This is a genomic window from Flavobacterium sp. CAU 1735 (genome assembly GCF_039888695.1).
In the GTDB taxonomy this organism is placed as follows: domain Bacteria; phylum Bacteroidota; class Bacteroidia; order Flavobacteriales; family Flavobacteriaceae; genus Flavobacterium.
In genome coordinates this window covers 362,152-388,860 of sequence record NZ_JBDQQQ010000001.1, presented here as the reverse complement: position 1 = coordinate 388,860, position 26,709 = coordinate 362,152, and the positions used below count along the sequence as shown (strand labels likewise).

Annotated in this window: 26 protein-coding genes and 2 tRNA genes; 11 read left to right on the top strand and 17 right to left on the bottom strand. The window is 39.1% G+C overall.

All coding sequences use genetic code 11. The features are described from left to right. The first annotated feature begins 48 nt into the window (after positions 1-48). From AAFN64_RS01975 to AAFN64_RS01965, 3 genes are all read left to right on the top strand, one after another. Positions 49-1,437, top strand: a complete 1,389-nt coding sequence (locus AAFN64_RS01975; RefSeq protein ID WP_300485724.1) for a dipeptidase — start codon at positions 49-51, stop codon at positions 1,435-1,437. Between the two features lie 20 nt (positions 1,438-1,457). After that, a complete protein-coding gene (locus AAFN64_RS01970; RefSeq protein ID WP_347759111.1) occupies positions 1,458-2,006 on the top strand; it encodes an rRNA adenine N-6-methyltransferase family protein in 549 nt (182 codons plus the stop codon). Positions 2,007-2,130: 124 nt separating this feature from the next. Continuing rightward, the gene (locus tag AAFN64_RS01965; protein WP_347759110.1) at positions 2,131-3,231 is read left to right on the top strand and encodes a DUF4407 domain-containing protein; all 1,101 of its coding nucleotides are present in this window, start codon (positions 2,131-2,133) and stop codon (positions 3,229-3,231) included. Between the two features lie 35 nt (positions 3,232-3,266). On the opposite strand, the gene AAFN64_RS01960 is transcribed toward AAFN64_RS01965, so the two are convergent. From AAFN64_RS01960 to ruvC, 7 genes are all read right to left on the bottom strand, one after another. Beyond that, the gene (locus AAFN64_RS01960) at positions 3,267-3,698 is read right to left on the bottom strand and encodes a beta-hydroxyacyl-ACP dehydratase (RefSeq protein WP_300485718.1); all 432 of its coding nucleotides are present in this window, start codon (positions 3,696-3,698) and stop codon (positions 3,267-3,269) included. 12 nt (positions 3,699-3,710) lie between these two features. Further along, positions 3,711-4,418 (bottom strand): PH domain-containing protein, encoded by a 708-nt coding sequence (locus AAFN64_RS01955; RefSeq protein WP_347759109.1) that lies wholly within the window; start codon positions 4,416-4,418, stop codon positions 3,711-3,713. Positions 4,419-4,499: 81 nt separating this feature from the next. After that, on the bottom strand, positions 4,500-4,871 hold the full coding sequence (locus tag AAFN64_RS01950; RefSeq protein WP_136402089.1) for an MmcQ/YjbR family DNA-binding protein: 372 nt from the start codon (positions 4,869-4,871) through the stop codon (positions 4,500-4,502). A 1-nt stretch (position 4,872) separates the two neighbouring features. Continuing rightward, positions 4,873-5,235: a DUF4260 domain-containing protein gene (locus AAFN64_RS01945; RefSeq protein ID WP_300485713.1), complete on the bottom strand. Its 363-nt coding sequence runs from the start codon at positions 5,233-5,235 to the stop codon at positions 4,873-4,875. Beyond that, on the bottom strand, positions 5,232-5,999 hold the full coding sequence (locus AAFN64_RS01940; RefSeq protein ID WP_347759108.1) for a cyclase family protein: 768 nt from the start codon (positions 5,997-5,999) through the stop codon (positions 5,232-5,234). The genes AAFN64_RS01945 and AAFN64_RS01940 overlap by 4 nt, the downstream gene beginning before the upstream one ends. Before the next feature lie 87 nt (positions 6,000-6,086). After that, positions 6,087-7,214, bottom strand: a complete 1,128-nt coding sequence (gene hemW / locus AAFN64_RS01935; protein WP_347759107.1) for a radical SAM family heme chaperone HemW — start codon at positions 7,212-7,214, stop codon at positions 6,087-6,089. Between the two features lie 8 nt (positions 7,215-7,222). Then, the gene (ruvC, locus tag AAFN64_RS01930; protein WP_136402086.1) at positions 7,223-7,777 is read right to left on the bottom strand and encodes a crossover junction endodeoxyribonuclease RuvC; all 555 of its coding nucleotides are present in this window, start codon (positions 7,775-7,777) and stop codon (positions 7,223-7,225) included. Positions 7,778-7,800: 23 nt separating this feature from the next. Between ruvC and AAFN64_RS01925 the strand changes: the two genes are divergently transcribed. Then, positions 7,801-8,745: a hypothetical protein gene (locus AAFN64_RS01925; protein ID WP_347759887.1), complete on the top strand. Its 945-nt coding sequence runs from the start codon at positions 7,801-7,803 to the stop codon at positions 8,743-8,745. Continuing rightward, the gene (locus AAFN64_RS01920) at positions 8,733-9,875 is read left to right on the top strand and encodes a glycosyltransferase (protein ID WP_347759106.1); all 1,143 of its coding nucleotides are present in this window, start codon (positions 8,733-8,735) and stop codon (positions 9,873-9,875) included. Before AAFN64_RS01925 ends, AAFN64_RS01920 begins: the two co-directional genes overlap by 13 nt. Here the strand turns inward: AAFN64_RS01920 and AAFN64_RS01915 are convergent. Then, complete coding sequence (locus AAFN64_RS01915) at positions 9,853-10,335, bottom strand: hypothetical protein (protein ID WP_347759105.1); 483 nt, start codon at positions 10,333-10,335, stop codon at positions 9,853-9,855. The two genes, AAFN64_RS01920 and AAFN64_RS01915, sit on opposite strands and share 23 nt — an antisense overlap. Before the next feature lie 93 nt (positions 10,336-10,428). On the opposite strand from AAFN64_RS01915, the gene AAFN64_RS01910 reads away from it, so the two are divergent. Continuing rightward, the gene (locus tag AAFN64_RS01910) at positions 10,429-10,929 is read left to right on the top strand and encodes a DUF456 domain-containing protein (RefSeq protein ID WP_300485704.1); all 501 of its coding nucleotides are present in this window, start codon (positions 10,429-10,431) and stop codon (positions 10,927-10,929) included. A gap of 24 nt (positions 10,930-10,953) precedes the next feature. Here the strand turns inward: AAFN64_RS01910 and AAFN64_RS01905 are convergent, their stop codons facing one another. The 4 genes from AAFN64_RS01905 to AAFN64_RS01890 all read right to left on the bottom strand — a co-directional run bounded on the left by AAFN64_RS01905 (position 10,954) and on the right by AAFN64_RS01890 (position 16,055). Continuing rightward, complete coding sequence (locus AAFN64_RS01905; protein WP_347759104.1) at positions 10,954-12,396, bottom strand: T9SS type A sorting domain-containing protein; 1,443 nt, start codon at positions 12,394-12,396, stop codon at positions 10,954-10,956. A 113-nt stretch (positions 12,397-12,509) separates the two neighbouring features. Next, positions 12,510-13,973 (bottom strand): tetratricopeptide repeat protein, encoded by a 1,464-nt coding sequence (locus tag AAFN64_RS01900; protein WP_347759103.1) that lies wholly within the window; start codon positions 13,971-13,973, stop codon positions 12,510-12,512. A 10-nt stretch (positions 13,974-13,983) separates the two neighbouring features. Continuing rightward, the gene (locus AAFN64_RS01895; protein ID WP_347759102.1) at positions 13,984-15,453 is read right to left on the bottom strand and encodes a tetratricopeptide repeat protein; all 1,470 of its coding nucleotides are present in this window, start codon (positions 15,451-15,453) and stop codon (positions 13,984-13,986) included. A gap of 413 nt (positions 15,454-15,866) precedes the next feature. Further along, positions 15,867-16,055, bottom strand: coding sequence for a hypothetical protein (locus tag AAFN64_RS01890; RefSeq protein ID WP_300485696.1), 189 nt, complete (start codon positions 16,053-16,055; stop codon positions 15,867-15,869). Positions 16,056-16,246: 191 nt separating this feature from the next. Between AAFN64_RS01890 and AAFN64_RS01885 the strand changes: the two genes are divergently transcribed. After that, positions 16,247-16,411, top strand: a complete 165-nt coding sequence (locus AAFN64_RS01885; RefSeq protein WP_347759101.1) for a hypothetical protein — start codon at positions 16,247-16,249, stop codon at positions 16,409-16,411. A gap of 234 nt (positions 16,412-16,645) precedes the next feature. Then, positions 16,646-17,362 (top strand): S24 family peptidase, encoded by a 717-nt coding sequence (locus AAFN64_RS01880; protein WP_347759100.1) that lies wholly within the window; start codon positions 16,646-16,648, stop codon positions 17,360-17,362. 61 nt (positions 17,363-17,423) lie between these two features. Here AAFN64_RS01880 and AAFN64_RS01875 read toward each other — a convergent pair. The 3 genes from AAFN64_RS01875 to AAFN64_RS01865 form a co-directional block, all read right to left on the bottom strand. Next, positions 17,424-17,500: transfer RNA gene (locus AAFN64_RS01875), tRNA-Asp, on the bottom strand. A 283-nt stretch (positions 17,501-17,783) separates the two neighbouring features. Beyond that, positions 17,784-17,860, bottom strand: a tRNA-Asp gene (locus tag AAFN64_RS01870). Between the two features lie 86 nt (positions 17,861-17,946). Continuing rightward, positions 17,947-18,873: a DUF58 domain-containing protein gene (locus tag AAFN64_RS01865; RefSeq protein WP_347759099.1), complete on the bottom strand. Its 927-nt coding sequence runs from the start codon at positions 18,871-18,873 to the stop codon at positions 17,947-17,949. Between the two features lie 501 nt (positions 18,874-19,374). Here AAFN64_RS01865 and AAFN64_RS01860 point away from each other — a divergent pair. The 3 genes from AAFN64_RS01860 (at position 19,375) to AAFN64_RS01850 (ending at position 21,563) form a co-directional block, all read left to right on the top strand. Continuing rightward, the gene (locus AAFN64_RS01860) at positions 19,375-20,235 is read left to right on the top strand and encodes a hypothetical protein (protein WP_347759098.1); all 861 of its coding nucleotides are present in this window, start codon (positions 19,375-19,377) and stop codon (positions 20,233-20,235) included. Then, positions 20,232-20,726 (top strand): hypothetical protein, encoded by a 495-nt coding sequence (locus tag AAFN64_RS01855; RefSeq protein ID WP_347759097.1) that lies wholly within the window; start codon positions 20,232-20,234, stop codon positions 20,724-20,726. The genes AAFN64_RS01860 and AAFN64_RS01855 overlap by 4 nt, the downstream gene beginning before the upstream one ends. Positions 20,727-21,104: 378 nt before the next feature. Next, positions 21,105-21,563, top strand: a complete 459-nt coding sequence (locus AAFN64_RS01850) for a hypothetical protein (protein WP_347759096.1) — start codon at positions 21,105-21,107, stop codon at positions 21,561-21,563. A 120-nt stretch (positions 21,564-21,683) separates the two neighbouring features. On the opposite strand, the gene trxA is transcribed toward AAFN64_RS01850, so the two are convergent. Both trxA and dnaE read right to left on the bottom strand, forming a co-directional pair. Continuing rightward, complete coding sequence (gene trxA / locus AAFN64_RS01845; RefSeq protein WP_136404020.1) at positions 21,684-22,001, bottom strand: thioredoxin; 318 nt, start codon at positions 21,999-22,001, stop codon at positions 21,684-21,686. 159 nt (positions 22,002-22,160) lie between these two features. Then, the gene (gene dnaE, locus AAFN64_RS01840; protein WP_347759095.1) at positions 22,161-26,663 is read right to left on the bottom strand and encodes a DNA polymerase III subunit alpha; all 4,503 of its coding nucleotides are present in this window, start codon (positions 26,661-26,663) and stop codon (positions 22,161-22,163) included. Positions 26,664-26,709 lie beyond the last annotated feature (46 nt).

The window sequence follows — 26,709 nt, the reverse complement described above, 5'->3', positions numbered from 1 at the left end:
TTGATAGTTTTTTTTGTACATTTGGCTTTCATCATATTAGCATTATAAATGGATACTATTAAACAATACGTTCAGGAAAATAAAGAACGTTTTATAAACGAATTAGTTGACTTATTAAAAATTCCTTCCGTAAGTGCCGACAGTGCTTACTCCCAAGATGTTATCGATACTGCCAATGCCGTTAAAGCAAGTCTTGAAAAAGCCGGATGCGATTTTGTAGAGCTTTGCGAAACGCCGGGCTACCCTATTGTATACGGTGAAAAAATCATCGATCCGAAATTACCTACCGTTTTAGTATACGGACATTATGACGTACAACCAGCCGATCCGATCGAATTATGGACTTCTCCTCCGTTCGAACCGGTGATCAAAACAACTGAATTACATCCCGACGGTGCTATTTTTGCCCGCGGTGCCTGCGACGATAAAGGTCAGATGTACATGCACGTAAAAGCATTGGAGTATATGGTACAAACCAATACACTTCCGTGTAACGTTAAATTCATGATCGAAGGTGAAGAAGAAGTAGGTTCTGCCAGCTTAGGATGGTTTGTAGAACGCAACCAGGAAAAACTGGCCAACGACGTAATTCTGATTTCCGATACAGGGATGATTTCCAATACACAACCTTCCATCACAACCGGCCTTAGAGGTTTGAGTTATGTGGAAGTGGAAGTAACCGGACCAAACCGCGATTTACATTCCGGATTATACGGTGGAGCCGTAGCCAATCCTATCAATATATTAGCCAAAATGATTGCTTCTCTTCACGATGAAAACAATCATATTACCATTCCGGGATTCTATGATAAGGTACAGGAACTTTCGACCGAAGAAAGAGCCGAAATGGCAAAAGCACCTTTTTCATTGGATAATTATAAAAAAGCTTTGGATATTGACGATGTTTACGGAGAAACCGGTTATGTAACCAACGAACGAAATTCCATCCGTCCAACATTGGATGTAAACGGAATCTGGGGCGGGTATACCGGCGAAGGCGCTAAAACCGTTATCGCCAGTAAGGCGCATGCCAAAATATCGATGCGTTTGGTACCGAATCAGGATTGGAAAGAAATTACCGAATTATTCCAGAAGCATTTCGAAAGCATTGCTCCTAAATCCGTTAAAGTTGTTGTAAAACCACACCACGGCGGACAAGGTTATGTAACACCGATCGACAGTATTGGTTATCAGGCGGCAGCCAAAGCGTATAACGATACGTTTGGCGTACAACCGATTCCGGTACGTTCCGGCGGAAGTATTCCAATTGTAGCTTTATTCGAAAAAGAATTGAAAAGTAAAACAATTTTAATGGGATTCGGATTGGATAGCGATGCCATCCATTCGCCAAACGAGCATTTCGGTGTATTTAATTACCTGAAAGGAATCGAAACCATTCCATTGTTCTACAAATATTTTACCGAACTGAGTAAATAGAACATTTACAACATATTACTTTGGACAAAAAATTTATATCCGAAGTCCTGAAATCAGGAGGAACTATTGGTGCTTTGTCACCGAGTTCCTCCTTTTTGGCTAAAAAAATGCTACGCCCGATCCGATTTAAAACCGCGCGTTGTATCGTAGAGTATGGTCCGGGTACTGGTATTTTCACCTTAAAACTATTGGAACGACTACATCCGGAAGGAAAATTACTCGTTTTTGAAGTCAACAAAGAGTTTTCCGAAGCTTTAAAACAAATCAACGATCCCCGTCTGATTGTGATCAACGACAGTGCCGAAAAAATCGAATCGTATTTACGCCAGTATCATTGTTCGCATGCCGATTTTATCGTATCATCACTCCCACTTACCGTATTACCGGAAAATATGGTTCATAATATATTGATCAACTCAAAATATTGCCTTTCGGAATCCGGTGCTTTTATACAGTTTCAATATTCTTTAAAATTACAATCGAAACTAAAATCTGTTTTCTCAAAAGTAAAAACCCGCTTTACTTTTTTCAACATCCCACCTGCATTTGTTTTTATCTGCCGCAAATAATCGGTAGTCTTTTCGGCTCTTTACAACGTCACTTTCACCTTTAATCCAAAATATATCAAGCTTTTACACTATTATATCTTTTTTGGCGTTAAATTTGCATCATCATCAATCAAAATCATCAATCATGTTAAAACGTTTTTTTATGCTGTGCTCCGGCGCAGACAAAAACCTCCTCGACTCCTGTAGTAACGGGGAACAAAACAAATACGCCGGGATCGGAGCTACCGTATTTTTCACTGCCGTTATGGCTTTTATCGCAAGTGCCTACGCACTGTATACCGTTTTCGACAATGTGTATACGGCTGTTTTCTTCGGTATTGTCTGGGGTTTACTTATTTTTAATCTGGATCGTTTTATCGTTTCTACCATTCGGAAACGCGATCGCTTCTGGAGCGAGTTCCTACAGGCAACACCACGGATTATTCTGGCAATGATCATCGCTATTGTTATCTCCAAACCACTTGAAATTAAAATATTCGAAAAGGAGATCAATACCGTGTTGCTTAAAGAGAAAAATGCCATGGCATTGGCTAACAAAAAGGAGGTTTCCAATTATTTTCAAACGGATTTAGCCAAAAACAAGGCAGAAATTGACGGCTTGAAAGCGGATATTCTTAAAAAAGAAAAAGAGGTTAACGATCTTTATTCAACCTACATCACCGAAGCCGAAGGAACCAAAGGAACCTTAAAGCTAGGTAAAGGTCCGGTTTACAAAGAAAAACGCGATAAACACGATGCGGCTTTAAAAGAATTGGATACGTTGCGGAAAGTAAATCTGCCCAAGATCACCGAAAAAGAAGCCAAAGCAAAGACTTTACAGGCCGATTTGGATAAAAAAGTGAGCGATACCCAACCGGTAATCGATGGTTTCGACGGTTTGATGGCGCGTATTAATGCACTGAACAAACTACCAAGTCTGCCTTCAATTTTTATTATGCTGTTGTTTTTAGCAATCGAAACGTCACCCATTATTGCGAAGTTATTGGCCGCCAAAAGCGAATACGATTTTAAACTGGAAGATTCCGAAATGGCGCTTAAAACGCTGTTGGAACAAAACAATTACCAACGGGAATTGCAACGCACTACCGATGCCGGTATTTATGACGATGTGTATGCTGAAATACGACAGGATCGCGAACTCTACGAATACAAAAAGAAAAAGGCTATCGAATTGCTGGAAATGCAGGCCGACAATTTTTCGGAAAAACAGAAAAAAGCACTCTAATAAAAAAGCTCCGTTAGTAACGGAGCTTTTTTATTTTATTGGGCCGAATCAATCCGAATGGACATCCAGGAAGCTTCTACTACTTTGGCATCGCCCACATAAGCGATTCCGGATTGCTTGATGATTTTCTCGCTCATCCGTTGTATCGCAATTTCGTATCGCACCTGTTCGTCATAGGTTACGCCTTTAAAGAACTGGGCACTTTCGATCTGTGCGAGGGCAAAAACGCCTTTTGAAACACCTAATAACCGTACGCCGGCGCCTCCGCATTGTGCCATCGATTCGATAAGTATCGTTCCCGGTACAAACTCGATTTCGGGAAAACTACCTTTTATAAATACATCCGTATCTTTTTTAAAAGTATACACGCCAATGATTTCTTTTTCGCTTACCGAAAGAATTTCATCTACAAACAGAAACGGAGCCCGATGTGGAATCAATGCTTCTACGTCTTTACCTTTTTCCATACTATATCATTTTTACATATAGGTTAAAATCTCTTTTTTCAACGTATCATATTCTCCCTGAAGAATCAGTCCGTTGTCCAATAGTTTTTTATAATTCTGAAGTTTTTCAAAAAGCTCCTCTTTGGTCAGCTCGCTTAATTTTTTATCACCCGATGCCGTTTGTGTCGGTGCCGGCGTTTCGACAACCGGTTCCTGATAACTAACCGGAGTAGCCGGCATTATTTCGGCGAAGCTGGTTACTTCTTCAACTTCCACTTCTTCTACAAATGGTTCCGCAACTGGTGTTGGTTCCACCACTGGCGCCGCTTGTACCGGATTTACCGGTTCTTTTAAGGCGTCCATTTGTTCTTTTGCAAACGTATATAATTTTCGCGCCTGTGTTTTTGGAATATAATCAATGGAGATCGTCAGGTCACTTTTGGTCGAAAAGGAGAATTCGGAACCCAAAATATTTTCTTTTACAAATGCTCCGGCGATATCATACCAATTATAATCTACAAAATCCATCGATAGTCCCAGGTTTTTCGGACGACACATAATGATGCGTTTGTTCGTCAGTACAATACTGTCCGGAAATACGGTGATCGCCGGTTTTTTTTGTACGCCGATATAGCCTACCTCTTCATTTCGCATCAGCAAATCCTGTAATTTGGATGTAATTTTCTCAATGGCTTTCGGATCCTGGTCTTCGTTTAAAAACTTTTTAATTTGATCTTTCATATTGTTATCCTTTCAGCGTAATGCTGTTTTATTTGGTTTCATTTTTCGGAATACAAAATTGCAAAGTCCTTTTGAATTTTTCTAATTTTCGGACTGATTAATTTCACTTTGTATTTTCTTTGTCAGACTGTTAAAGATCAGATCATACGAATGCGCGATCAGTTCTCTGACAAATTTATCCGGTAATTCGCCGTTTACCGTAACGGTATTCCAGTGTATTTTACTCATATGATATCCCGGTTTGATATCGTCATATTGTCCCCGCAATTCTTGTGCCCTTTCCGGATCACATTTTAAATTTATCGACGGACTTCCATTTTCCCATTCTTTTAACGATGAAAGCGCAAACATTTTTCCGCCTACTTTAAACACCAGCGTATCTTCATCGAAAGGAAAATGTTCGGTTACGCCTTTTTTAGACAAACAATACTCATAATACGCCTGTATATCCATTTTATTGTGTTTTATGTTTTCCTATTATTCCCAAATGTGTTTTCGAAAAGCCTTCGATATACTTTAAACCATAGCCAAAAACCCGATCCATACTGGAATGACAAAACAAAATGATTCCAGCCAGTTCCAGATTTTTATTTACAGTATAAACTCCTATAAAATAGACTATAATGGCTACCGCCTTATGATGTGCGAAATTATAACTCCAGGCACCTATTTTATTCCCAAACAGATACCCTAACATTGATAAATCGGGAACCAATAGCAGTAATGGGAACCACCACCAGGCAAAATCCAGTTGCAAAAACAGCAGTAATCCCGCCAAAAACTGAGCCAGTTCTTCGAGTTGTACTAGTTTTTTCATTGTATCTTATACAGTATTGGTTTACTTGGCGATGCATCGTTCTCAAAAGAGGCGATTTGTATATTTAGCAGGTAACTTCCATCAAAAATAGTATCCATTACAAAGATCATTTCCGTAATCGTCGCATTTGTTCGGGCATCTGCATTCAGTGTAGCAACATCTGTCACATTCCAGAACGCTTTATGCGCCAATAGTTTCCCTTCGTCATGTTCTTTGTCGACACTTGGCAAATCGATCAATAAATGTTCGATTCCTATTTCGCGGATAAAAGTCGCGGCTGCTTCGTCCAGATAAGGTGGATTGGTATTCGAATAGTTATGGGATTTTTTTTCGGTAGCATTCGGAAGTGTACGGATTACGATCGCTTCCGGCTTTTTATCCGCCAATGCCGTTACAATTTGCGCTTTTGTAATTACCCGATCCTCTCCTTGTTGTTCCGGTTGTATGGAAACCAATTCGGCGATAAAGAAAAATTGTTGCAACGACTGATTAATACTGTAAAAATCGCGGGTAATATGCCCCAAACATTCGGTATGCGTACCATGTCCGTGCGGATTAAAAAAGATATTGTTGAAATTGGTCGATGATTTTCCTTCGCTAACTTTTCCGATCCAATCGCCGAAACGCACCGGCTCGATTACCGGTTTTTCGATATACCAGGCAATCGGGTTCTGATCCGTATTGGTTAATGGTATTGAAATGTCGATAGGTTGTGCTAAATTGACTTCAAAATCCCGATTTTTATGATGGATTATGGCTTTCATGGTTCTGATTAAGGTCATTTATATCTTCAAATATAAACCTTTTCCCTCAGGATTTGACTTCCGGACAATCCTTTTTAAGCGGTATTTTTAATCCACAAAAAACAGATCACTCGCGATACCGTCACTAAAGAATTTTCCTTCACGGGTTGTTCGCAGTATGTTGTTTTTCAGTTCCAGTTTTCCACTATCCTGATATTGCTGTGCTTCCTGTAAAAGATAGTCTTTATAAACCGGGCCAAATTCGGCTTCAATACGGTCAATCGATACGCCCCAGATGGTTCGCAATCCGGTCATCACATATTCGTTATACCTATCGGTTGGTGTTAATTCTTCGATTTCCAACGGCAGTTTGTCTTCTGCGATGGTTTTGATATACACCGTATTGTTCGCAATATTCCAACTGCGATGGATACCATCATAACTATGTGCCGAAGGACCAATTCCAAGGTATTTTTTTCCCAACCAGTAGGCCGAATTATTTCGCGAAAAGTAGTTTTCCTTTCCAAAATTGGACAATTCGTAGTGTACAAATCCGCTTGCTTCCAACTGATCAACCAACAATAAAAACTGCTCGTGTGCTACGGCATCGTCCGGTTGTGGCACAATGCCTTTTTTGATAAATTGTTGTAAAGCGGTTTTGGGTTCGACGGTTAAGGCATAACTCGAAATATGCGGAATCCCCAAATCCAACGCCTGTTGAATGTTTTCAAGCCAACGCTGATTGTCCATTCCCGGTGTTCCGTAAATCAGATCTATTGAAATATTATCGAAATACTGTGTCGCAATCTGAAGGCATTTCAAAGCTTCGGTTGCATTATGCGCCCGGTTCATCAATTTCAGATCCTGTTCAAAAAACGATTGGATTCCGATACTTAACCGGTTGATTCCGTTTTGCGACAAAGCGATAATCCGTTCTTCCGATAAGTCGTCGGGATTGGCCTCTACCGTAATCTCCGGGTTGTCGGCCACGGTAAAAAGTTTGTAGATCGTATCGATTACTAAACGAATATCGGTTATTGGCAAAATACTTGGCGTTCCTCCGCCAAAGTAAATCGTTTCCACCGGTTCATTACCTAACTCTTTTTGTCGCAGTTGCAGTTCGCGAACCAATGCCGCGATCATTTCGTCCTTTTTTTTTAAAGAAGTCGAAAAATGAAAATCGCAGTAGTGACACGCCTGCTTACAAAACGGTATGTGAATATAAATTCCTGCCAAAACGAATGTTATTTTTTTACCCGATCTTCATTTTGTTTTACAAAAGCATCCCAACCGGAATAACTTTTACCAACGGTCACTTTTCCGGAGTTAAAAAAATGACAAACTGCAGCCGCCAAACCATCGGTACTATCCAGATTTTTCGGTAATTCTTTTAATCCCAACAGTTGTTGTAGCATTTTAGCCACCTGTTCCTTACTCGCATTTCCATTTCCGGTTATGGCCATTTTGATTTTTTTTGGTTCGTATTCCGTGATCGGAATCTGACGGGACAAACCAGCTGCCATCGCCACACCCTGCGCCCGTCCGAGTTTTAACATCGATTGGACGTTTTTTCCAAAAAACGGTGCTTCGATCGCGATTTCGTCCGGATGATGGGTTTCGATCAGCTCGATGGTACGCTCAAAAATGATTCGTAGTTTGGTGTAATGATCATCGTATTTGGATAATTGCAATTCGTTTAATTGCAGAAATTCCATTTTTTTATTGATAACCTTTATCAAACCGAATCCCATGATTGTGGTTCCGGGATCAATTCCTAATATGATGCGTTCGTTTGCCAATTTTAATTTGTTATTTTGCAGCGATGATTTCTGTATCCCACAAAGCTAAACAATTCCTCGTTCTTGTAGTCAAACTTTTGATTGTAGGCGCCGCTTTTTATTTTATTTACAAACAATTGCTGCAAAATGACCAACTCGACTGGGATAAATTCATCACTTTAATAAAAAGTAAACAGTCTTTTGGCAGTATTGCCCTTATCCTCTTACTTACGTTTTTAAATCGTTTTCTGGAGATTTTAAAGTGGCAGAATCTGGTTTCCGTAATCCGTCCGGTTTCCGTTGGCGAAGCCTCAAAACAGGTTTTAGGCGCGTTAACAGCTGCTATTTTTACACCAAACGGTATCGGAGAATATGCCGGAAAAGCGTTATTTTTTGAAAAATCGCAGACTAAAAAAATTGTATTTCTGAATCTGATCTGTAATGGAATTCAGATGGTTTTAACCGTGATTTTCGGGCTTTTCGGATTGCTTTATTTTAATGCTTCTTTTCAGGTAATCACGACGCAAACCGTGTTGATACTGTTCGGTTCGCTACTGGTCTTATTCCTGGTTCTTTTTTTGGCAAAACGCATTACCCTCAAAGGCTATTCTATTGAAAAACTGATCCATAAAATAAACGAAATTCCAAAATCCGTACATCGAAAAAATGTAGTACTGGCCATTGGTCGTTATCTGGTTTTTTCGCACCAATATTATATTCTATTCCTTATATTCGACGTTAATCTGCCGTATGCCTTACTAATGGCGACCATAACCAGTGTTTATTTTCTGGCGTCATCGCTTCCTACGTTTCAGTTTCTGGATTTTGCGGTAAAAGGTAGTGTGGCGTTGTATTTTTTTGGTTTATTGGGTGTGAACGAATGGATTGTCGTTTTTATTAGTACCTTGATGTGGTTTTTAAACGTGGTACTTCCGGTTGTTATCGGTAGTTATTTTGTTTTAAATTTTAAATCCCAATGGAAATCCTAATCCTCCTTTTTTGCCTGATTTTTATCGATTATGCGCTTTTTATCGGCTTACTCATCTACGGCTCTTCAAAAGTAAAATCCTTTGATGGTAGCTCTAAAACAGCACAAACTTCTTTTTCGATTGTGGTTCCTTTCCGGAATGAGGCTACGAATTTACCGGACTTATTAGCGTCATTTGTCACATTGGATTATCCGAAAGAATTGTTTGAAATTATTTTTGTGGACGATGCATCCGAAGACGAATCCGTTCGCCTGATCAATAACTGGCGAATGGAACACACCGCTTTTCATGTGACGATATTGGACAATGTCCGTACCACTAATGCGCCGAAAAAAGATGCCATTACACGTGCGGTTTCCATTTCAAAAAAAGATTGGATTGTAACTACCGATGCGGACTGCTGCGTTCCTTCGCAATGGTTGTCAACCTTGGACAACTGCGTTCAACAACAAAACCCCGGAATGATCGCCGGAGCGGTTAATCTGCGAAAAGATCCCGGATTCTTGTCCCATTTCCAACAAATGGATCTGTTGAGTTTACAAGGCGCTACTTTGGGCAGTTTCGGACTTAACGAGGCCTTTATGTGTAATGGTGCCCATCTGGCTTACGATCGTCGTTTGTTTCCCGAACTCGATGGTTTTAAAGGAAATACGAATATTGCCAGTGGCGATGATGTTTTTTTATTACAAAAAGCCATCGCACACGATCCGGAAAAGGTTTTTTATCTGAAAACCAAAGCCGCCATCGTGCAAACCAAACCGCTAAAAAGCTGGAAAGCAGTTTTTCTGCAACATGTACGTTGGGCTTCGAAATCCGGAGCTTATCAATCGGATTTTTCAAAAGGCCTGGCTATTATCGTATTCCTGGCCAATTGCTGCCTGTTGGCGGTAGTTGCACTGGCCATTACGGAGCAAATAAGCTGGTTATTTCCGTTGGCTTTTACACTTCTAAAATTTACTGTCGACTGGATATTGATGTGGCAAACGAATCGTTTGCTACGTATGAAAATGACTTCCGTATTGATCAGTAGTATTATCTATCCGTTCTTTTCGGTTGCTGTTGCCTTATTTTCCCTTAGTGGTTCCTATTCGTGGAAAGGGAGGCGATTTACTTCTCCACGTTCAAAATAACCGGAAGTATAAATTGTGTTTTTACCGGAATACCTCTTTTTATCGCCGGATTGATCTTTGGAAAATCGACCAGACGGCTGTGTAGAATACTGTCTATTTTTACTTTATCGTAGGCCACACTGTCTTTTGGAAACTGCGGTTCAAATTTGATTGTCGCATCCGGAAATACGGTTACTTTTACCGCAATAGTATCGATTTCGGGGTATAAAACCGCCAGTGTATCGATATTGAGTTTTTCCTGAATGGTCTGCGTGAGGTATTCAAAAAAACATTGGCGCCGCTGGGTTTCATCGGAAATCGCTTCACAGGCATCGATGGTTGGGAAAGCATCTACTTTTTTCCAGTCGATCTTTTTGAGTTCTTTTTGTAGCAAATCGTCTTCCGATTGTACTTTTTTATCAGCAAACTGACAGGAAGTGATCGCAACTAATATAAAGAATAAGAGCCCGTATTTTTTCATTTTTTTGTTTCTTAAAACCGGTTTATAAATCCCGTTGTTCTTTCTTACAATGATAAATCGTAACTTTAAGTCGTCAAAAGTACTAAAAAAATTATGGAATACTTCTTACTAATAACGGGTTTCATCTGTATGCTGGTTGGGATACTCGGTAGTTTTCTTCCTGTTTTACCCGGACCACCGATTAGTTGGGTCGGATTGTTATTACTTTACTTCACCAAAGGCATCCCGTTTAGCTATTGGATTTTGGGAATAACACTATTTGTCGCAATTGCTGTCGCTATACTGGATTATGTCATTCCCGCCAAAGGAACCAAAAAATTTGGAGGTAGCCAATATGGTGTTTGGGGAACCAATATCGGGTTGGTCGTTGGACTTATTGCGCCAGTTCCGCTGGGTTTTATTATCGGGCCATTTGTAGGCGCGTTGGTGGGCGAATTAATTTATGACAACAAAGACCACAAACGGGCGGTTAAAGCCGCTACCGGTTCTTTTATCGGTTTCCTGGCTTCCACTTTTATCAAGTTTGTGGTTTGCATGGTCTACCTTGGTCTTTTTCTGGCCAAAGTATGGGATTATCGCGATATCTGGTTTTAAATTTACTACTAAACCTGTCCGGTTTTAATATTTGGCTATTTTCTGCCTTAGCATTCCTTTGTCTGTATAAATTACAGCCGTATATACTCCCGTGGATAATTTTTCAACACTTATCGATTGTCCGGATTGTTGTTGTACGACCAATTTCCCCAAGCTATCGTATATTTCAATTTTACCAACCATCGTTCCGTCCGGGATTTGTATGTTAATCGTATGTTGTGCCGGGTTTGGATATATGTTTACAGCCTGCGTCTTCGGATTAGCAACCGACAGCATATTGGTTTGGTTGATATATAATTTTGTCAGGGTTCCCAATGGCGAATTCTGACCGGTAATGACCAGATCCATATCGTTGTCGTTATCTACATCTGCAAAAGCCAGCGCACTGTTATTCATTCCGATAAAAGGCATATCCGTAGCCATTGTAAATTCGGCATTTCCGTTATTAATATATAAATCGGCACGCGTATTGGGGTTTCTATATCCGGTGATCAATACATCTTTTAAACCGTCGTTATTTACATCGGCAAATTTCACATCGCCGTATTGCGCTCCGATAAAAGGGGTATTCGCTTTTAATGTAAAATTTCCGCTTCCGTCGTTTAGGTATAATTTTCCAACTTTTGCATATAACGGATCTGCGCCCATCATCATCAGATCGACATCTCCGTCATTATCGACATCTTCAAAAACTGCTCCTCCGGTAAAAATCGGTTCAATTCCCGGGTTATTTACTTTGGTAAAAACGCCCAATCCATTGTTTTTATATAAAGCCATTTTGATCTGACTATCCGCTCCGTCCATTCCGGTTAGCAACAAATCCGGATCGCCATCGTTATCGATATCCGCCATTGCGATGGACGAATACATCAGATTCATTTTGGCAGGTATATTGGCATTGGCTACTGTAAAATTGCCGTTTCCATCGTTAAGATACAGATTAGTAACCGCCACTCCCGCTCCTTGTCCGGCCATAATCAGATCCACATCACCGTCGTTATCAATATCCCGGAACAAGACGGCACTCTGACTTACGGCTTCCAAACCCGGATTTGCAATTTCGGAAAACAAACCGGCTCCGTTGTTTCGGTACAACTTTACTCTGGTTCCGTAGTTTCCGGCCGGCGTTACCACTTCGGTTATCCCGGTAATCAGTAAATCCTGATCGCCATCCCCATCGATATCGGCAAAGGCCGTAGCACCTTCCCGGATGACCATTAAATCGGGATTGTTGGATACGGAAAAATTTCCCTGTCCGTCATTCAGATATAAATTGGAACGTAGGGCATAACCGCCATCGGCACCACTCAGCAGCAAATCTGCATTACCATCACCATTTACATCGGCAAAAGCTACCGAACTATATTGGACGTTCATCAGACTTGGCATTTCCCGGATCACAAATTCCTGCGCCTGTAATGCGCCAAAGGTAAGCACCGGTAAATACAGCATATATTTTTTTATCATATTTACACTTTATTACGATTTTATATAAAAATAAAAAACATAAAAGCATAAAAATCAAAATAAAACACACTTTAAACATTTATAACAATTTTATCCTTCAACAATACTTTTTATTATATCATTTCAAACCAATGTCGCTCTTCTTCGCCGACAACCTCTTTAATTTTTTTTCGGATCCGGTATATCCGTGCTTCCACAGACCGTACCGAGACGTCGGTAATAATCGCGATTTCCTTTGTAGAAAATCCTAATTTCCGCATGGCTCCTATTTTTAATTCTTCTTCTTTTAAGGATGGTTTTAGCTCCAGCATCCGTTCGTAAAATGACAGATGTATAATGGCAAACTGTATTAAAAACTGCGGGTCATTTTTAAGTCCTAACTGCACTACTTTTTCGATCGTTACATCATCGATATGCTTTGCTTTTTCTAAAAAGGCTTTTTTACGTTTCAATTGGTTTTCCGTATGTTTCATTGCCAATAGGCCTTCTTTCATTTTTTTATAATACCAAATCATTCGCGCAACTAAAAACAAAATAAAGAGCATTCCAAAACTCAGCGCTACTACAATTTCCGTCCTATTTTTTTTAAATTGTTGTTCCGTGTTTTCAACCACTAATTTCACCGGTAACTCCCGGACACTTATTTTGTTTTTTTCCAGATGATCACTTATTTTATGACTCCCCAAAAAGCACTGAATGGCTTTTTCTTCTTCTCCCGTTTTTTCATACAACAACGATAGCTTATGGTAAATAAGCGCCTGTACTTCTTTTTTTTTCAATTGTTTCGCCAAAATCAGCGCATCGTTATAATACGCAATAGCTTTTTCGTTATTTCCTTTAGCCCCTTCAAGTTTTCCTTTATTTCGAAAGATCTTCAACTGCATTTCGGTGCCGTTTGTATGTCCAGCCAGATCTTCTGCTTTTTTAAGATACAGCTCAGCCAGGTCGTATTGTTCTTTCTCCATACAAATCATAGCCATTCCGGAAGCCGCCAATGAACGCTCCCTATTTTTGATGTATCCGGTTTTCATCATGCTAAAAACATTATCGCTATTTTCATAATATACCAAAGCCGAATCCTGCTTTTCCATTCGTTCGTAATAATGTGCCATGTCACTAAAAACAGATCCTCTTTCATGGTATTGCTTATTTCGATCCTGAATATCTGCCGTATACCTCATGGCTTTTTGCAGCATTTTATAAACCTGATATTCAACTCCCAACGACCGATAGCATTCTGCTTCCAACCGACAGGCTTCACACATTATTTCACTGTAATGCTGCCTCCCTGCAATTGCCTCACTTTTAGCGGCATATTCCAAAGCGGCATCGTATTGTCCCAACGACAACAAGCCTTTACCGGTGAGCAACAAACTATTAGCCATCCCTTCTTTATAACCAATATTTTTTGAATAATTATAACAATCAAAACTTGCCGGCAATACTTTATCCGGTTCACTGTTTGCCCTCTTACTGATCTCTTCTATCATTTGATCAATTTGTGTTTTCGAATAACCCTGAGCATAAGCAGATCCTGACATCACCATTATCATGTAGTATAAAAACACTTTTTTCATTTCTTTCATTTTAGAATTCCTGAAACCATTCATAAATATTTTTATCCCGTGGAATATCCAGTTTTTTTCGGATTCTGTATTTCTTTGATTCAACTGCCCGGATCGAGCTTTTGGTATAATCGGCCATTTGTGCTGTGGTATAATCCAGTCGCATCAAAGCACAAAACTTCATGTCAACCTCAATATCAAAATTATACAGCAGCAACCGATCGTAAAAATCCGGAAATTGTTTTTTAAACTCTGTCAGAAAAACCGGACTTCCTTCTCTAACAAGTCGATCAAGTTCAATAGTGGTATTGGCTAACGGACTATTTTTCTTTTTTAACAGGTTCAGATTACTTTCGCTTTTTAGCAATTGCTCCTCTATTGCTATTTTTTCTTTTTTTAATATTTTAAATTTCCTGTGATCGCGGAATAATTTTGAGCTACCAATAAGCATTATCAGCATACAAAAGAGTACTCCCAAAAAATAATGAAAGGAGCGTTCCTTTATTTCGTATTGTTTTTCTTCTTCAAAAAAACGCAGCGCCACACTGGCATCTTTTTTATACATTTGGTGCAGACTGTCACTATACAACATATATTGTTGCCTGTAATAGCGGCAGCTATCTTTGTTATTCAAATTCTGACAGACTTTAAACAGCTGATAATACAGTTCTTTTTTGCAGGTTATTTTACATTCCCGCTTTACGATTTGCAGGGCTTTTTGGAAATATTGTTTGGCTTTTTTTATATCATCGTTGGCATTACAAACAATACCCTGATTATAAAAATATTCTGCTTTTCCCATATCATTTTTCAGAAAATCGATATATGATGTCGCTTTTTTTAAATACTGTTGTGCTTTGGCCAGCTGGCGTTGCCTTCTATATAACGATGCTATTTTCACCAATACCCAAAAGGTATATTGTGATTTGAGCTGATCGGAGTCATCCATTTTTTGAAACAATTGCAGACTTTTCTGATAGTATTCTATTGCACGATGTTGCGTTTCCTCATTTTCGGCATAATTAGTCCCCATATCGGCATAAATTGCTCCTTTTAACCAGCAACTATGTTTGTTTTCCTGTAGTTTTATGACATAACACAAAGCGTCATTCAGTGTTTTTTCAGCTTCTTCGTAAAAACCCATCCGAATCAGGCTTTTGGCTTTGATACGTTTCAATTTGACCCTGTTAGTAACATCGGAAAAAGCATCACTTTTTTCTGCCTTTACAGCAAATAATAAGGCCTGAGCATCGTTCCCATTTTGAATATAATGTTCACAGATCCAAAATGTTCCTTTTACAATTCCGGGTTTATAGTTGATTTGTTCGGCATACGTAATTGCTTTTATTCCTTCGATTAATGCCTCCGGCGAAGCCATTGCATCCAAACGCAATGTTTTTTGAAACATATTGTCGAATTCCGCCTCTTTTGACTGACTATAAGCCAACGGCAAAAAACCAAGGAACCCTAAAAAGAAAAGGTAACACTTCATACAAAATCAGCTCTAAGTTGTTTTTATACCAGACTACAATAACTTTGGACTTATCGGAGTCATTTCGCGATCGGTTTGAGGGAAGAAATGTTCTTAAATGCAATTCCTTTATTTAGGAAATCCGGGGGGATAAACGGTCTATTGCATAGACTGTAGGTTTCATAGCTGTACAGCTATGTAGTCTGCAATATTATATAACACTTGATGAGATTATTTAACACTTAAAGGGTAAAAATACACTTTTTAAAGACAATTGTTACATTTTAATGTATTTATTTTGAATTTACACTTTAAAATCACAAAAAACATTTTGATATTTATAAAATTAAAACTGAGCAACCACAACGTATCCGCACTATAAAAGCACCTTTTATTTTATAGCATCAATCCTATCACAATGTTTTTTCACCTATTTAGCTTTCTTTCAACAACTTCGTAATAGCCTTACTGAGCATATTATACTCTTTTCTCAATTGATCAGCCGTTAAATTTTTTCTATCTCCTCTTAGACACTGTCGAATATAATACCCTGTAAATCCATATTTTTCTGAAAGTCTGTTAATTACCAGAACATTATATTTATTATACTTGCTTTTTTCCATAACTTTATATATTGATTTTTTTGCTTCAAACAATAAAGCCCGTATACGAACTTCATTCTAAATATAAAGCAATATTCTAAAAAAAGCAAGAATATCGTTTAAAACAATTCTTATATAAAACCAACAGAATGCAGTACAGAAATAATCTACTACCACAATCTTTCCATCCGTGTTTTAAAAAAAAGATCCAAATGTCCAACAATTCCATTCAGACTGCCATAAAACGTGTTAGCGATTTAAAAGATGACAACCCTATTGAGATCGTATCCGAGAACCCGGAATTTCAACCTTTTCAGTTACACAAAAAGAAAATTAATACTATCGCTATTACCATAGTAGCCATTCTTTTGACGTAGAAAGTTTCAAAAAAGAAAACTTTTATTCTCACCTTTTTTCACTTCAAATGACCATATGTTATATTCTTAAAAAAGAAGTTATTCGTTGACCAGCAGCAAACTGTTTTATTTATTTTTTATAACTTTACATATTAACACCTTTGTTTCCTTAAAGGAAACTACTATTTTTAGCTTATTCAAAACAAAATAGCCCTCCTCCAAAACAAACCATTGCCTGAATTTAATCTTGTTTATATGAAGCCTATAGAACGTGTCAAAGAAATAATCCGGTATTACGGCCTTTCCATTAGTGGTTTTGAAAAGAAAATCCATATGTCAAACAATTCCATTCAGACTGCGATTAAACGAACCGCAAGCCTGAAAGACGATACACTAAACAACATTTTAAAAGCTTTTCCCGATATTTCACCCGAATGGCTCCTAATGGGCAATGGAAAAATGTTCCGAAAAGACAACCTATACAATAACTCCGATCCAAATGCCATTACAAACGAAAACAACAACAGCTATCCATTACCTCATAGCGACGCTAGTTTCGACAGCATATCACTCAAAAATGCAGCATTAATCCCATTGATCACCGAAACTGCTTTTAGCAAAATCAAATACAAAGCTTTTATTGCTTCGGAACATATTCTTGAAAAATACCATATTCCAACTTTTAAAGATGTCGATTTCTTAGTCAGCGTAAAAGGAAATGCCATGCTTCCCAAATACAATAGCGGCGATATGATCGCCTGCAAAAGAATTCCACTTGACAGCTTTCTACAATGGAATCATATTTATATCATAAGTACCACACAAGGCATATTAATTAAAAGAGTTTTGGAAGGAAAAGACGATGACCATATTTTGGCCGTTTCCGAAAATCCGGAATTCCTACCTTTTCAGTTACACAGGAAGGAAATTAATGCGATGGCTATCGCTGTAGGTGTTATTCATATCGAATAATCATTTCAAAGTAAACCCATATAAAATAAAAAAGCCTCTCGATATGAGAGGCTTTTTTTACTGGCGGTCTGGACGGGACTCGAACCCGCGACCCCATGCGTGACAGGCATGTATTCTAACCAACTGAACTACCAAACCAGTGCTTTATTGCGGTTGCAAATATAGAACGTTTTTAGTGATTTGCAAACTTTTTTTAAAGAAAAAATCATGTTTTTTATAACCCCTTGAACACCAGCATTTACAATAACTGAGACGTATAAAATCAAAAAAGCCCTCCCGAATCTGAGCACTCAGAAACATAGGAAAGCTTTTCATTGGTCTAACTACTAAACCTGGTACTTGCGTACCTAAACAACACAACTAATCTTAAATATTTTAAGAGGGCAAAAAAGCCTTTCTTTTCGAAAGGCTTCCTCTTTACTGGCGGTCTGGACGGGACTCGAACCCGCGACCCCATGCGTGACAGGCATGTATTCTAACCAACTGAACTACCAAACCAGTGCTTTATTGCGGTTGCAAATATACAACCCTTTTCCATTTCTCCAAACAATTTCTAAAAAAAATTCAGAATTTATTTCAAGTATTTATCCAAACTTTTGTTTTTCAACAAGGTAGGTTGTCATAATTTTTTCAAATTTTTCATCTACCGAAACCGGAACATACTTAATTTTATACTGCGTACAGGTATTTGCTACTTTTGTAAAGTAATCCTGAACCCGCTCTTCGTAATCATTTTTAACATTTTCGGCAAAAAGATTGATCTGTTCTCCGGTTTCAAGGTCAATAAATTTCCGCGGTGCATTGTCAAAATCAAATCGAAATTCTGTTTTTTTATCAATTATATGAAACAAGACCACTTTATGTTTATTGTGTTTTAGGTGTTGCAAGGCTTTAAACAAACGTTCGTCATCTTCTCCCTGAAACATATCCGTAAATAAAATCACCATTGATCGTCTATGAATTTTTTCTGCAATCTGATGCAAAAAGGTGATGGTATCGGTATTTTTTGACGATTTTGGCGCTTGTAAAACATTTTCCAGTACATTGAGCAACATCCGGTGATGGCGTTCACTACCTTTTTCCGGCGCGTAATATTCGTAGGTGTCCGAATAAACGCTTAATCCTACGGCGTCACGCTGCTTTTTAAGCAGGTTCATCAATACCGCGGACGCCAATACCGAAAATCCGATCTTATTCTCGTAAAACAGCTGTTCTTTTCCTAACTCCGGGTAATGCATGGACGAGGAATTATCCAGAATCAGATGGCATCTCAGGTTGGTTTCTTCTTCGAAACGCTTGGTATACAAACGATCGGTTTTAGCAAATAACTTCCAGTCAATATGTCGGGTACTTTCACCGGGATTATAGACTTTATGTTCGGCAAATTCGGCCGAAAATCCATGAAACGGGCTTTTATGCATCCCGGAAATAAAGCCCTCTACAATCTGGTTGGCCAAAAGCTCCAGATGCTGAAAACTCGATATTTTTGCAATTTGATGGTCAATCTTCATACTTCCAAAGATAATGAGATAATTGAATGCTTTTCTATTTTAAAAAAGCTTCTTTTTAAAATAGGACACAAAATCAAACCCTTTTTACTTTTCACAGCCTTAAAAGACGTATCGAACAACAAAAGACAAACAGTCACTTTAGCCCGAATATAAGTCAAATCCTGTTTTAACGGGTATCGTATACTTTTTTAAAACAAAATTTTAATACTTTAATAATCCAATAATTTATCGTCTTTCTATCAAAGACGGACATTTCGAGTCCGTCGAATTCGATTATAGAGCCGTTATGGCTATTGCTGGAATAACCCTTTAAAATTTACCGATCCAAGTGGGGAAATAATTGGACTTGCTGCTGCTGTTCTGATTAGTGCTGCTATTGCTACCACAACCTATACGGTAACAGCATTACTGACTGACGTCCCCTTTACACCGGAGGGACTTATCCAATCGGCTGTCATTGGTACCATTAGCGGAGTCGTGACTTTTGGTATCGGACAGGCGATGAGTTCCATCACGCAAGTCGGTTTACGAATTACGGCACAGGCACTCGCCCACGGAACCTTTCAGGGTAGTATGGCTAGTATGCAGGGTGGTAATTTTTTATCTAGTTTTGCTGCCGGGGCCATTAGTAGTGTCGCAGCCAGTTTTTATGGCGGTAGCGGATATACGAATGAAGCCGGAAAATTTGTTCCTCAAACACAAGGGCTTAACGGGATTCTCGGCGGTGGCAACCTCGGAATGATTGCCTTTGGTTCGGTTTCCGGTGGTACCGGAGCCGCGTTAACTGGTGGAAATTTCTGGCAGGGTGCCACAACTGGGTTAGTGGTGAGTGGACTCAATCACGCGTTGCACGGAGGATTTGCTAAAAAGTATGATGTGACCTCACTTCACGACTATGAAGCCGCTAATGGTGCTGGTCACGATGCACTAGCTTTTGAAAATAAGGATGGAACACAACATTATGTTTCAAAAGATGGTACTGAAGGCGGACAAAATGGTGGAGTTTATGGAAAAAGTGCATATACTATTGGTGATTATAAAAGTATTGAAGCTATTAATGATGATTATTCACTACATCATCAAGGCAAAAGGTATGATATTACAGGTGTTTATAGAGCAACTCGTTCACAAATAAATAGAGGAATTACTGCTGCAGAGGCTATTGCAAAAAGCAACTATTACTTAATAGGAAACAGTTGTACTGATGTGCTATCAATGGGATTAAATGCAATGTATAATAATTCTTTTACTTCTAGTATTTTAAGATTAGGACTAAAATATCCTATCCCGAATGTAAATTTCTTTATTCAACCACTACTTTATAATTCTCATTTTACAAACTATAATTTACTAAATAAATGAAAAAGCTATTGTTGATTTTGCTGATTTTTCAATTGAACTCTTGCGATGGGATTTTCGGTATAAGTGATTATGCAAGTCCTGCAAAAAATATAAATGATGCTAAGAAAAATAATTTACTAAAAAATACATATGTTTCTTCAAAAAAGAAAGTTATTATTGACTCAGAAGAATATGAAATTGTTGAAGCTTGGACATCATATAGATTTAAGACAAATAAATCAACAGAAAAAAATAAATCATTCTATGAATTTCTTATAATTATTAGAAATAACAAAACTAAAGAAGTTAGTTTATCTGCAAGGACAACACCTACTTATAGTAAGTTTATTAAATATTATTGTAAATATTTTGAGGCTAGTGGAAGTATAGAAACCGATAAACTTTGTCTTTTATTTGATTCCAAAAAATTTCCTGACTCTCCAAATATTATAAAAGTAGGGTTTAAAAGTGGTGGTAAAGAAGATATTACTATTTTTAAAAAAAATGATTAGTTTTTCGAGTGTGCATGAAAGGTAAAAGATATAATCAATAGTTAGTGGGTTAAATCATGCGTTGCATAATGGTGATACAGATCCACCGACAAAACATGGAAAATAAATGGGACACACTAGAGGAATATCGTAAAGGAGAGATTATCCCAGATATAATGAAGGAGAAAACCAGATACAACTCTTTAGTAAATAACTCTCCTGCAAGTTATAAAATATACACACAGCATTAAAGTAAGGGCTAATGATTCCTGAATAAATAAAATTGAAAGTAATTTCCTATATTTACCATGACTAAAATAGTATACGATCCTAACTTTTACTCTATAAAGATAAGTAAATCACAAAATTTTCAAAACCCATATAAACAGAATAAAAATTATGACAAAAACAATTGCAATTTTAGCATTATTGATCAGCAGTATAGCCTTTTCACAGGAATTATCCGTGAAAGGAAGCACGGTATTTAAGGACGAAAAAAAACTTAAAAACAAAGAAATACGGGAATTACTTCAGTCCAATACCGAAGCATTGCAATTATATAAAGAAACCCGTACCAAGACCACTGTCGGAGGATTATTATTGGGATTTGGTATCGGGTTGACTGCTGGCGATGTGCTTTATGGCGCTACAGCTGATGTCAAATATCCGACACCACTTACTTATGTAGGATTAGCCGCTACCCTAATTTCAATCCCGGTCCTTTCCGGAAGATCAAAGAAATTAAAGAAAAGTATTGAACTCTATAACGAAAATCTAAAAACAGTAGGAAGTAACGATTCGTATGAAATGCGGTTTACGGCTAATTCCAATGGAATTGGCTTTAAACTCTCGTTTTAATAAAATATAGGAGTCATTGTTCCTTACCTGACAGGTTTTTAAAACCTGTCAGGTGTTGCTTAAAATATAAAAGGCCCTGCAATTTGCAGGGCCTTTTATATCAAACAATTATAATGATTATTATAATAATGCGTCGATTGCATCGCTATAGGTTTGCTTTGGAGCAACTCCTACCTGACGTCCCACTACTTCTCCGTTTTGGAAAACCAAAACTGTAGGAATGTTACGTACACCATATTTCGCTGCAAACTCCTGGTTAGCATCTACATCAACTTTCCCGATAACGGCTTTTCCTGCATATTCTTCACTCAATTGATCAATGATCGGAGCTACCATTCTACAAGGACCACACCATGCCGCCCAAAAGTCAACCAAAACCGGTTTATCTGATTTCAATACTAATTCTTCGAAAGTAGCATCTGTTATTGCTTGTGCCATTTTATTTTCTTTTAGGATTTATTAGTTACAAAAGTAGCTTTTTATTTTCACTTTTAAAATGCCTTAAAATCAGTTTTCATTATGTCCGAATTGTTAAAATCGATTTCACATTTTTTTAAGGAAATTCAAATCGGATATTCGAAAATGAAAGATCTGTTCTTAATTCAGTCTGAAATTTAGTTGCATCTTTTCGAGTTCCTGTAACAATTCGCCCGAAATATTCACTTTTAACTTCCGACTCGGCATACTTAATTTGGTTACCACCCGGATTTCTTCTTTTTCTTCCGGGATATCTATTTCGGCCTCCTCCAAAACCTCATCGGCAGCAGCATCATCTTCAACCACCGGCGGCGCTTCTACAACACGCTTAACTTTCTCAAGTTCCATCACTTCAAAAGTCACACTGTGATCGCCGCGGTTCATCTGGAAAATCTCCTGCAATTCGGCAATCAGATTTTGCTGTAACTCCGTTATATTCATCTGGATGATCAGTTTTTTAGCAAAAGACGCCAATACATCCTGTAACGGTTTGATATCCAAAAACTGAATTCTCGGTTCTGTACGTTTGCCTTCTTTATTCACCCAACCTTCTTTGATATTAATTTTAAAATACATAAAGTAGTTGGCTACCAGAAAATGACGGTATTTCAGATAATCTTCCCGGAACATCGAAAATCGGTAACTCTCATCATAGCCTTCAAGGTTAAAACTGGCAAATCCCATTCCGTTTTTGGCCACGCGGTGTTCTACTCCGGTTACAATTCCTCCAAAGCTCAGGTTTTTCCCAACATGCTGCTCCATGTTTTTTAAGGTATCCAGACTCGCATTACAGAAATATTTCACTTCAAATTTATAATCGTCCAATGGATGACCCGAAATATAAATCCCTACTACTTCTTTTTCCTTCGCCAGCTTTTCCATCGTACTCCATTCTTCACATGGCGGTACTACCGGTTCCGGAATCTGTACATCACTGGCTTCTCCAAAAAGACTTACCTGTGATGAGTTTTCATTTTCCTGAAATTTTGCTCCATAGCGAATTGCTTTTTCCAAAAACGTCAGGTTATCCCCATCCGTATGAAAATACTGCGCCCGGTGGGTTATAGCAAAACAGTCGAATCCTCCGGCCAGTGCCAGGTTTTCAAAGGCTTTTTTATTGGCCGCCCGTAAATCGATTCGCTTTGCCAGGTCGAATATCGATCGGTATTTACCGTCTTTTCGACAATCGACAATCGTGTTTACGGCACCTCCTCCAACACCTTTGATCGCTCCCATTCCGAAACGAACAGCATAGTCTTCATTTACTGTAAATTTATAATAGGATTCGTTTACATCTGGTCCCAATACCTGTAATCCCATTCGCTTACATTCTTCCATAAAGAAGGATACCTGTTTGATATCGTTCATGTTATTCGACAGTACCGCCGCCATATATTCGGCCGGGTAATGCGCTTTTAAATAGGCCGTCTGATACGCAATCCAGGCATAACAGGTCGAGTGGGATTTGTTAAAGGCGTAACTCGCAAATGCTTCCCAGTCTTTCCAAATCTTATCCAGTTTTACCGCGTCGTGCCCATTGGCTACCGCCTGATCGATAAATTTGGATTTCATTTTATCCAGTACCTCTTTTTGTTTTTTACCCATCGCCTTACGCAATACGTCGGCATCACCTTTGGAGAAGTTCGCCAGTTTTTGTGACAGTAGCATCACCTGCTCCTGATATACCGTAATACCATAGGTTTCCCCTAAGTATTCTTCGCAGGCATCCAAATCGTATTCGATCGGTTCGTCTCCGTTTTTACGGCGGATAAACGACGGGATATATTCCAACGGTCCGGGACGATACAAGGCATTCATCGCAATAAGGTCGGCAAAAACGGTTGGTTTTAGCTCCTTCATGTATTTCTGCATCCCGGGTGACTCGTATTGGAAGATTCCTACGGTTTCACCACGCTGGAACAGTTCGTATGTTTTTACATCGTCGATCGGGAAATTCTCCGGATCCAGTTCGGTTCCGGTTCGGTATTTCACCAATTTTACGGTGTCTTTAATCAATGTAAGGGTCTTCAGACCCAGGAAGTCCATTTTTAACAATCCGGCACTTTCGGCTACGGAGTTGTCAAACTGGGTTACATATAAATCGGAATCTTTAGCCGTGGTAACCGGTACGAAATTCGTGATATCGTCCGGCGTGATAATTACCCCACAAGCGTGAATCCCTGTATTTCGCAACGATCCTTCCAGCATTTTAGCCTGTTGAATGGTTTCACCAGCCAGATCCTGTTCTTTTGCAATCGCGATCAACTCTTTAACACGGTCAAATTCATCCGATGATTTCAGGGCTTTTTTAACCTGATCTTCTTCTTCCGCCAGGAAACGCGCCAGGTTCCATTTGGACGGCATCATTCCCGGAATCAGCTTCGCAATACGATCGGCTTCAAATAACGGTAAATCCAATACCCGCGCCGTATCCCGAATCGCCGATTTGGTTGCCATTTTACCATAGGTAATGATCTGAGCCACCTGATTCGATCCGTATTTATTGATTACGTATTCCATAACACGACCACGACCCTCGTCGTCGAAATCGATATCGATATCGGGCATGGATACACGGTCAGGATTTAGGAAACGCTCAAAAAGGAGGTCGTATTTAATCGGGTCAATATTGGTAATTCCAAGACAATATGCTACCGCCGATCCCGCTGCCGATCCACGACCCGGGCCTACGGATACATCAAGGTTTCGGGCTTCGGCAATAAAATCCTGTACGATCAAAAAGTAACCCGGATAACCCGTTTTTTCAATCGTTAATAATTCGAAATCCAGTCGTTCTCGGATGTCATCGGTTATTTCTTCGTAGCGTTTTGCCGCTCCAACATACGTCAGGTGACGTAGAAATTTATTTTCACCTCGTTTTCCACCATCTTCTTCGTCTTCGGCCACCTGGAATTCTTCCGGGATATCGAATTTCGGAAGTAGTACGTCGCGGTAAAGGGAATACGGTTCAATCTTATCAACAATCTCCTGAATCGAGACAATCGCTTCCGGCAGATCGGCGAAAAGCTTTTTCATTTCGTCTCCCGATTTGAAATAGTATTCCTGATTCGGTAATCCGTAGCGATAACCACGTCCTCTACCAATTGGCGTAGCCTGCTTTTCCCCGTCTTTTACACAAAGTAAAATATCGTGGGCATTGGCATCTTCTTTGGCCGCATAATAGGTATTGTTGGTTGCAACGAGTTTGATGTCGTGTTTTTTCGAAAATGAAATCAAGGTTTGGTTTACCCGGTTTTCATCTTCCTGATTGTGGCGCATCACCTCAATGTAAAAATCGGCACCAAATTGTTCTTTCCACCAGATCAAAGCTTCTTCGGCCTGGTTTTCTCCAATATTTAAAATTTTACTCGGTACTTCTCCGTAAAGGTTACCGGTTAACACGATAATATCTTCTTTGTATTGTTCGACTACCGTTTTGTCGATCCTTGGCACATAATAAAATCCACTAGTATAGGCTATCGACGACATTTTAGCCAGGTTGTGGTAGCCTTTTTTATTTTTAGCCAGGAAAACCACCTGATAGCCGTTGTCTTTTTTGGTTTTATCTTTATGATTTTCGCAAATATAGAATTCACAACCTACAATCGGTTTTACTTCCGTTTCGGTTGGTTCTTCTCCTTTTTCTTCGGCTTCTTTATTTTTGGCCGCCGCTGCTTTGTTGTGGTTTAACACCGCACTCACAAACTGAAAAGCTCCCATCATGTTTCCGGTATCGGTCATCGCGACAGCCGGCATTTTAAATTTTACAGCTTCTTTTACCAGGTCGTTAATCCCGATCGTTGACTGTAATACCGAAAATTGGGTATGATTGTGCAAATGGGCGAACGCCGCATCTTTAAGCTCTTTTTTACCTTCTTCTGAAACGGTTTGACGGTTTTCCCCTTCTTGCTGTTGTAAACGCTTCCGGATTTCGTCGGAAGCCGCTTTCAGGTTGATGTGCTTTAAACCGATCAGTTTGATTTCACCCGGATTGCTCTGACGGAAGTTAAAGAAGTACTCCGGATCAACATCCAGTTCTTCTTTGGTAAACACTTCCCGTTTGATCAGTTCAAGGAAACAGCGTGTCGTCGCCTCTACGTCGGCAGTCGCATTGTGCGCTTCGGAAAAAGGCACTCCAAAAAGGTATTGGTGCAACTCCGTTAGCGTAGGCAGTTTGTAGCGTCCTCCTCTACCTCCGGGCAATTTTAGTAATTCGGCGGTCACTTCGGTACAGGTATCCAGAATTGGCATTTGTGCCATATCACTTCCCACGTTCATTCGATGGAATTCACATCCCATAATGTTTACGTCGAAACCAATATTCTGACCTACAATATATTTGGCTTTTGACAGCGCAATATTAAATTTTTCGAGCACTTCCATCAGTGCCACGCCCTGTTCCATGGCTAACTCGGTCGAGATACCGTGAATCCGTTCGGCGTCGTACGGAATATTAAACCCTTCGGGCTTTACCAGATAGTCCTGATGTTCGACCAGGTTCCCCATTTCATCGTGCAGCTGCCACGCAATCTGGATACAACGCGGCCAGTTGTCGGTATCGGTAATAGGTGCCGACCAGCTTCGCGGTAAACCAGTTGTTTCGGTATCAAATATCAAGTACATAGCTAAAAATCAGTATTTTAAAATCTGTAGTATTTTAAAAAAGTAA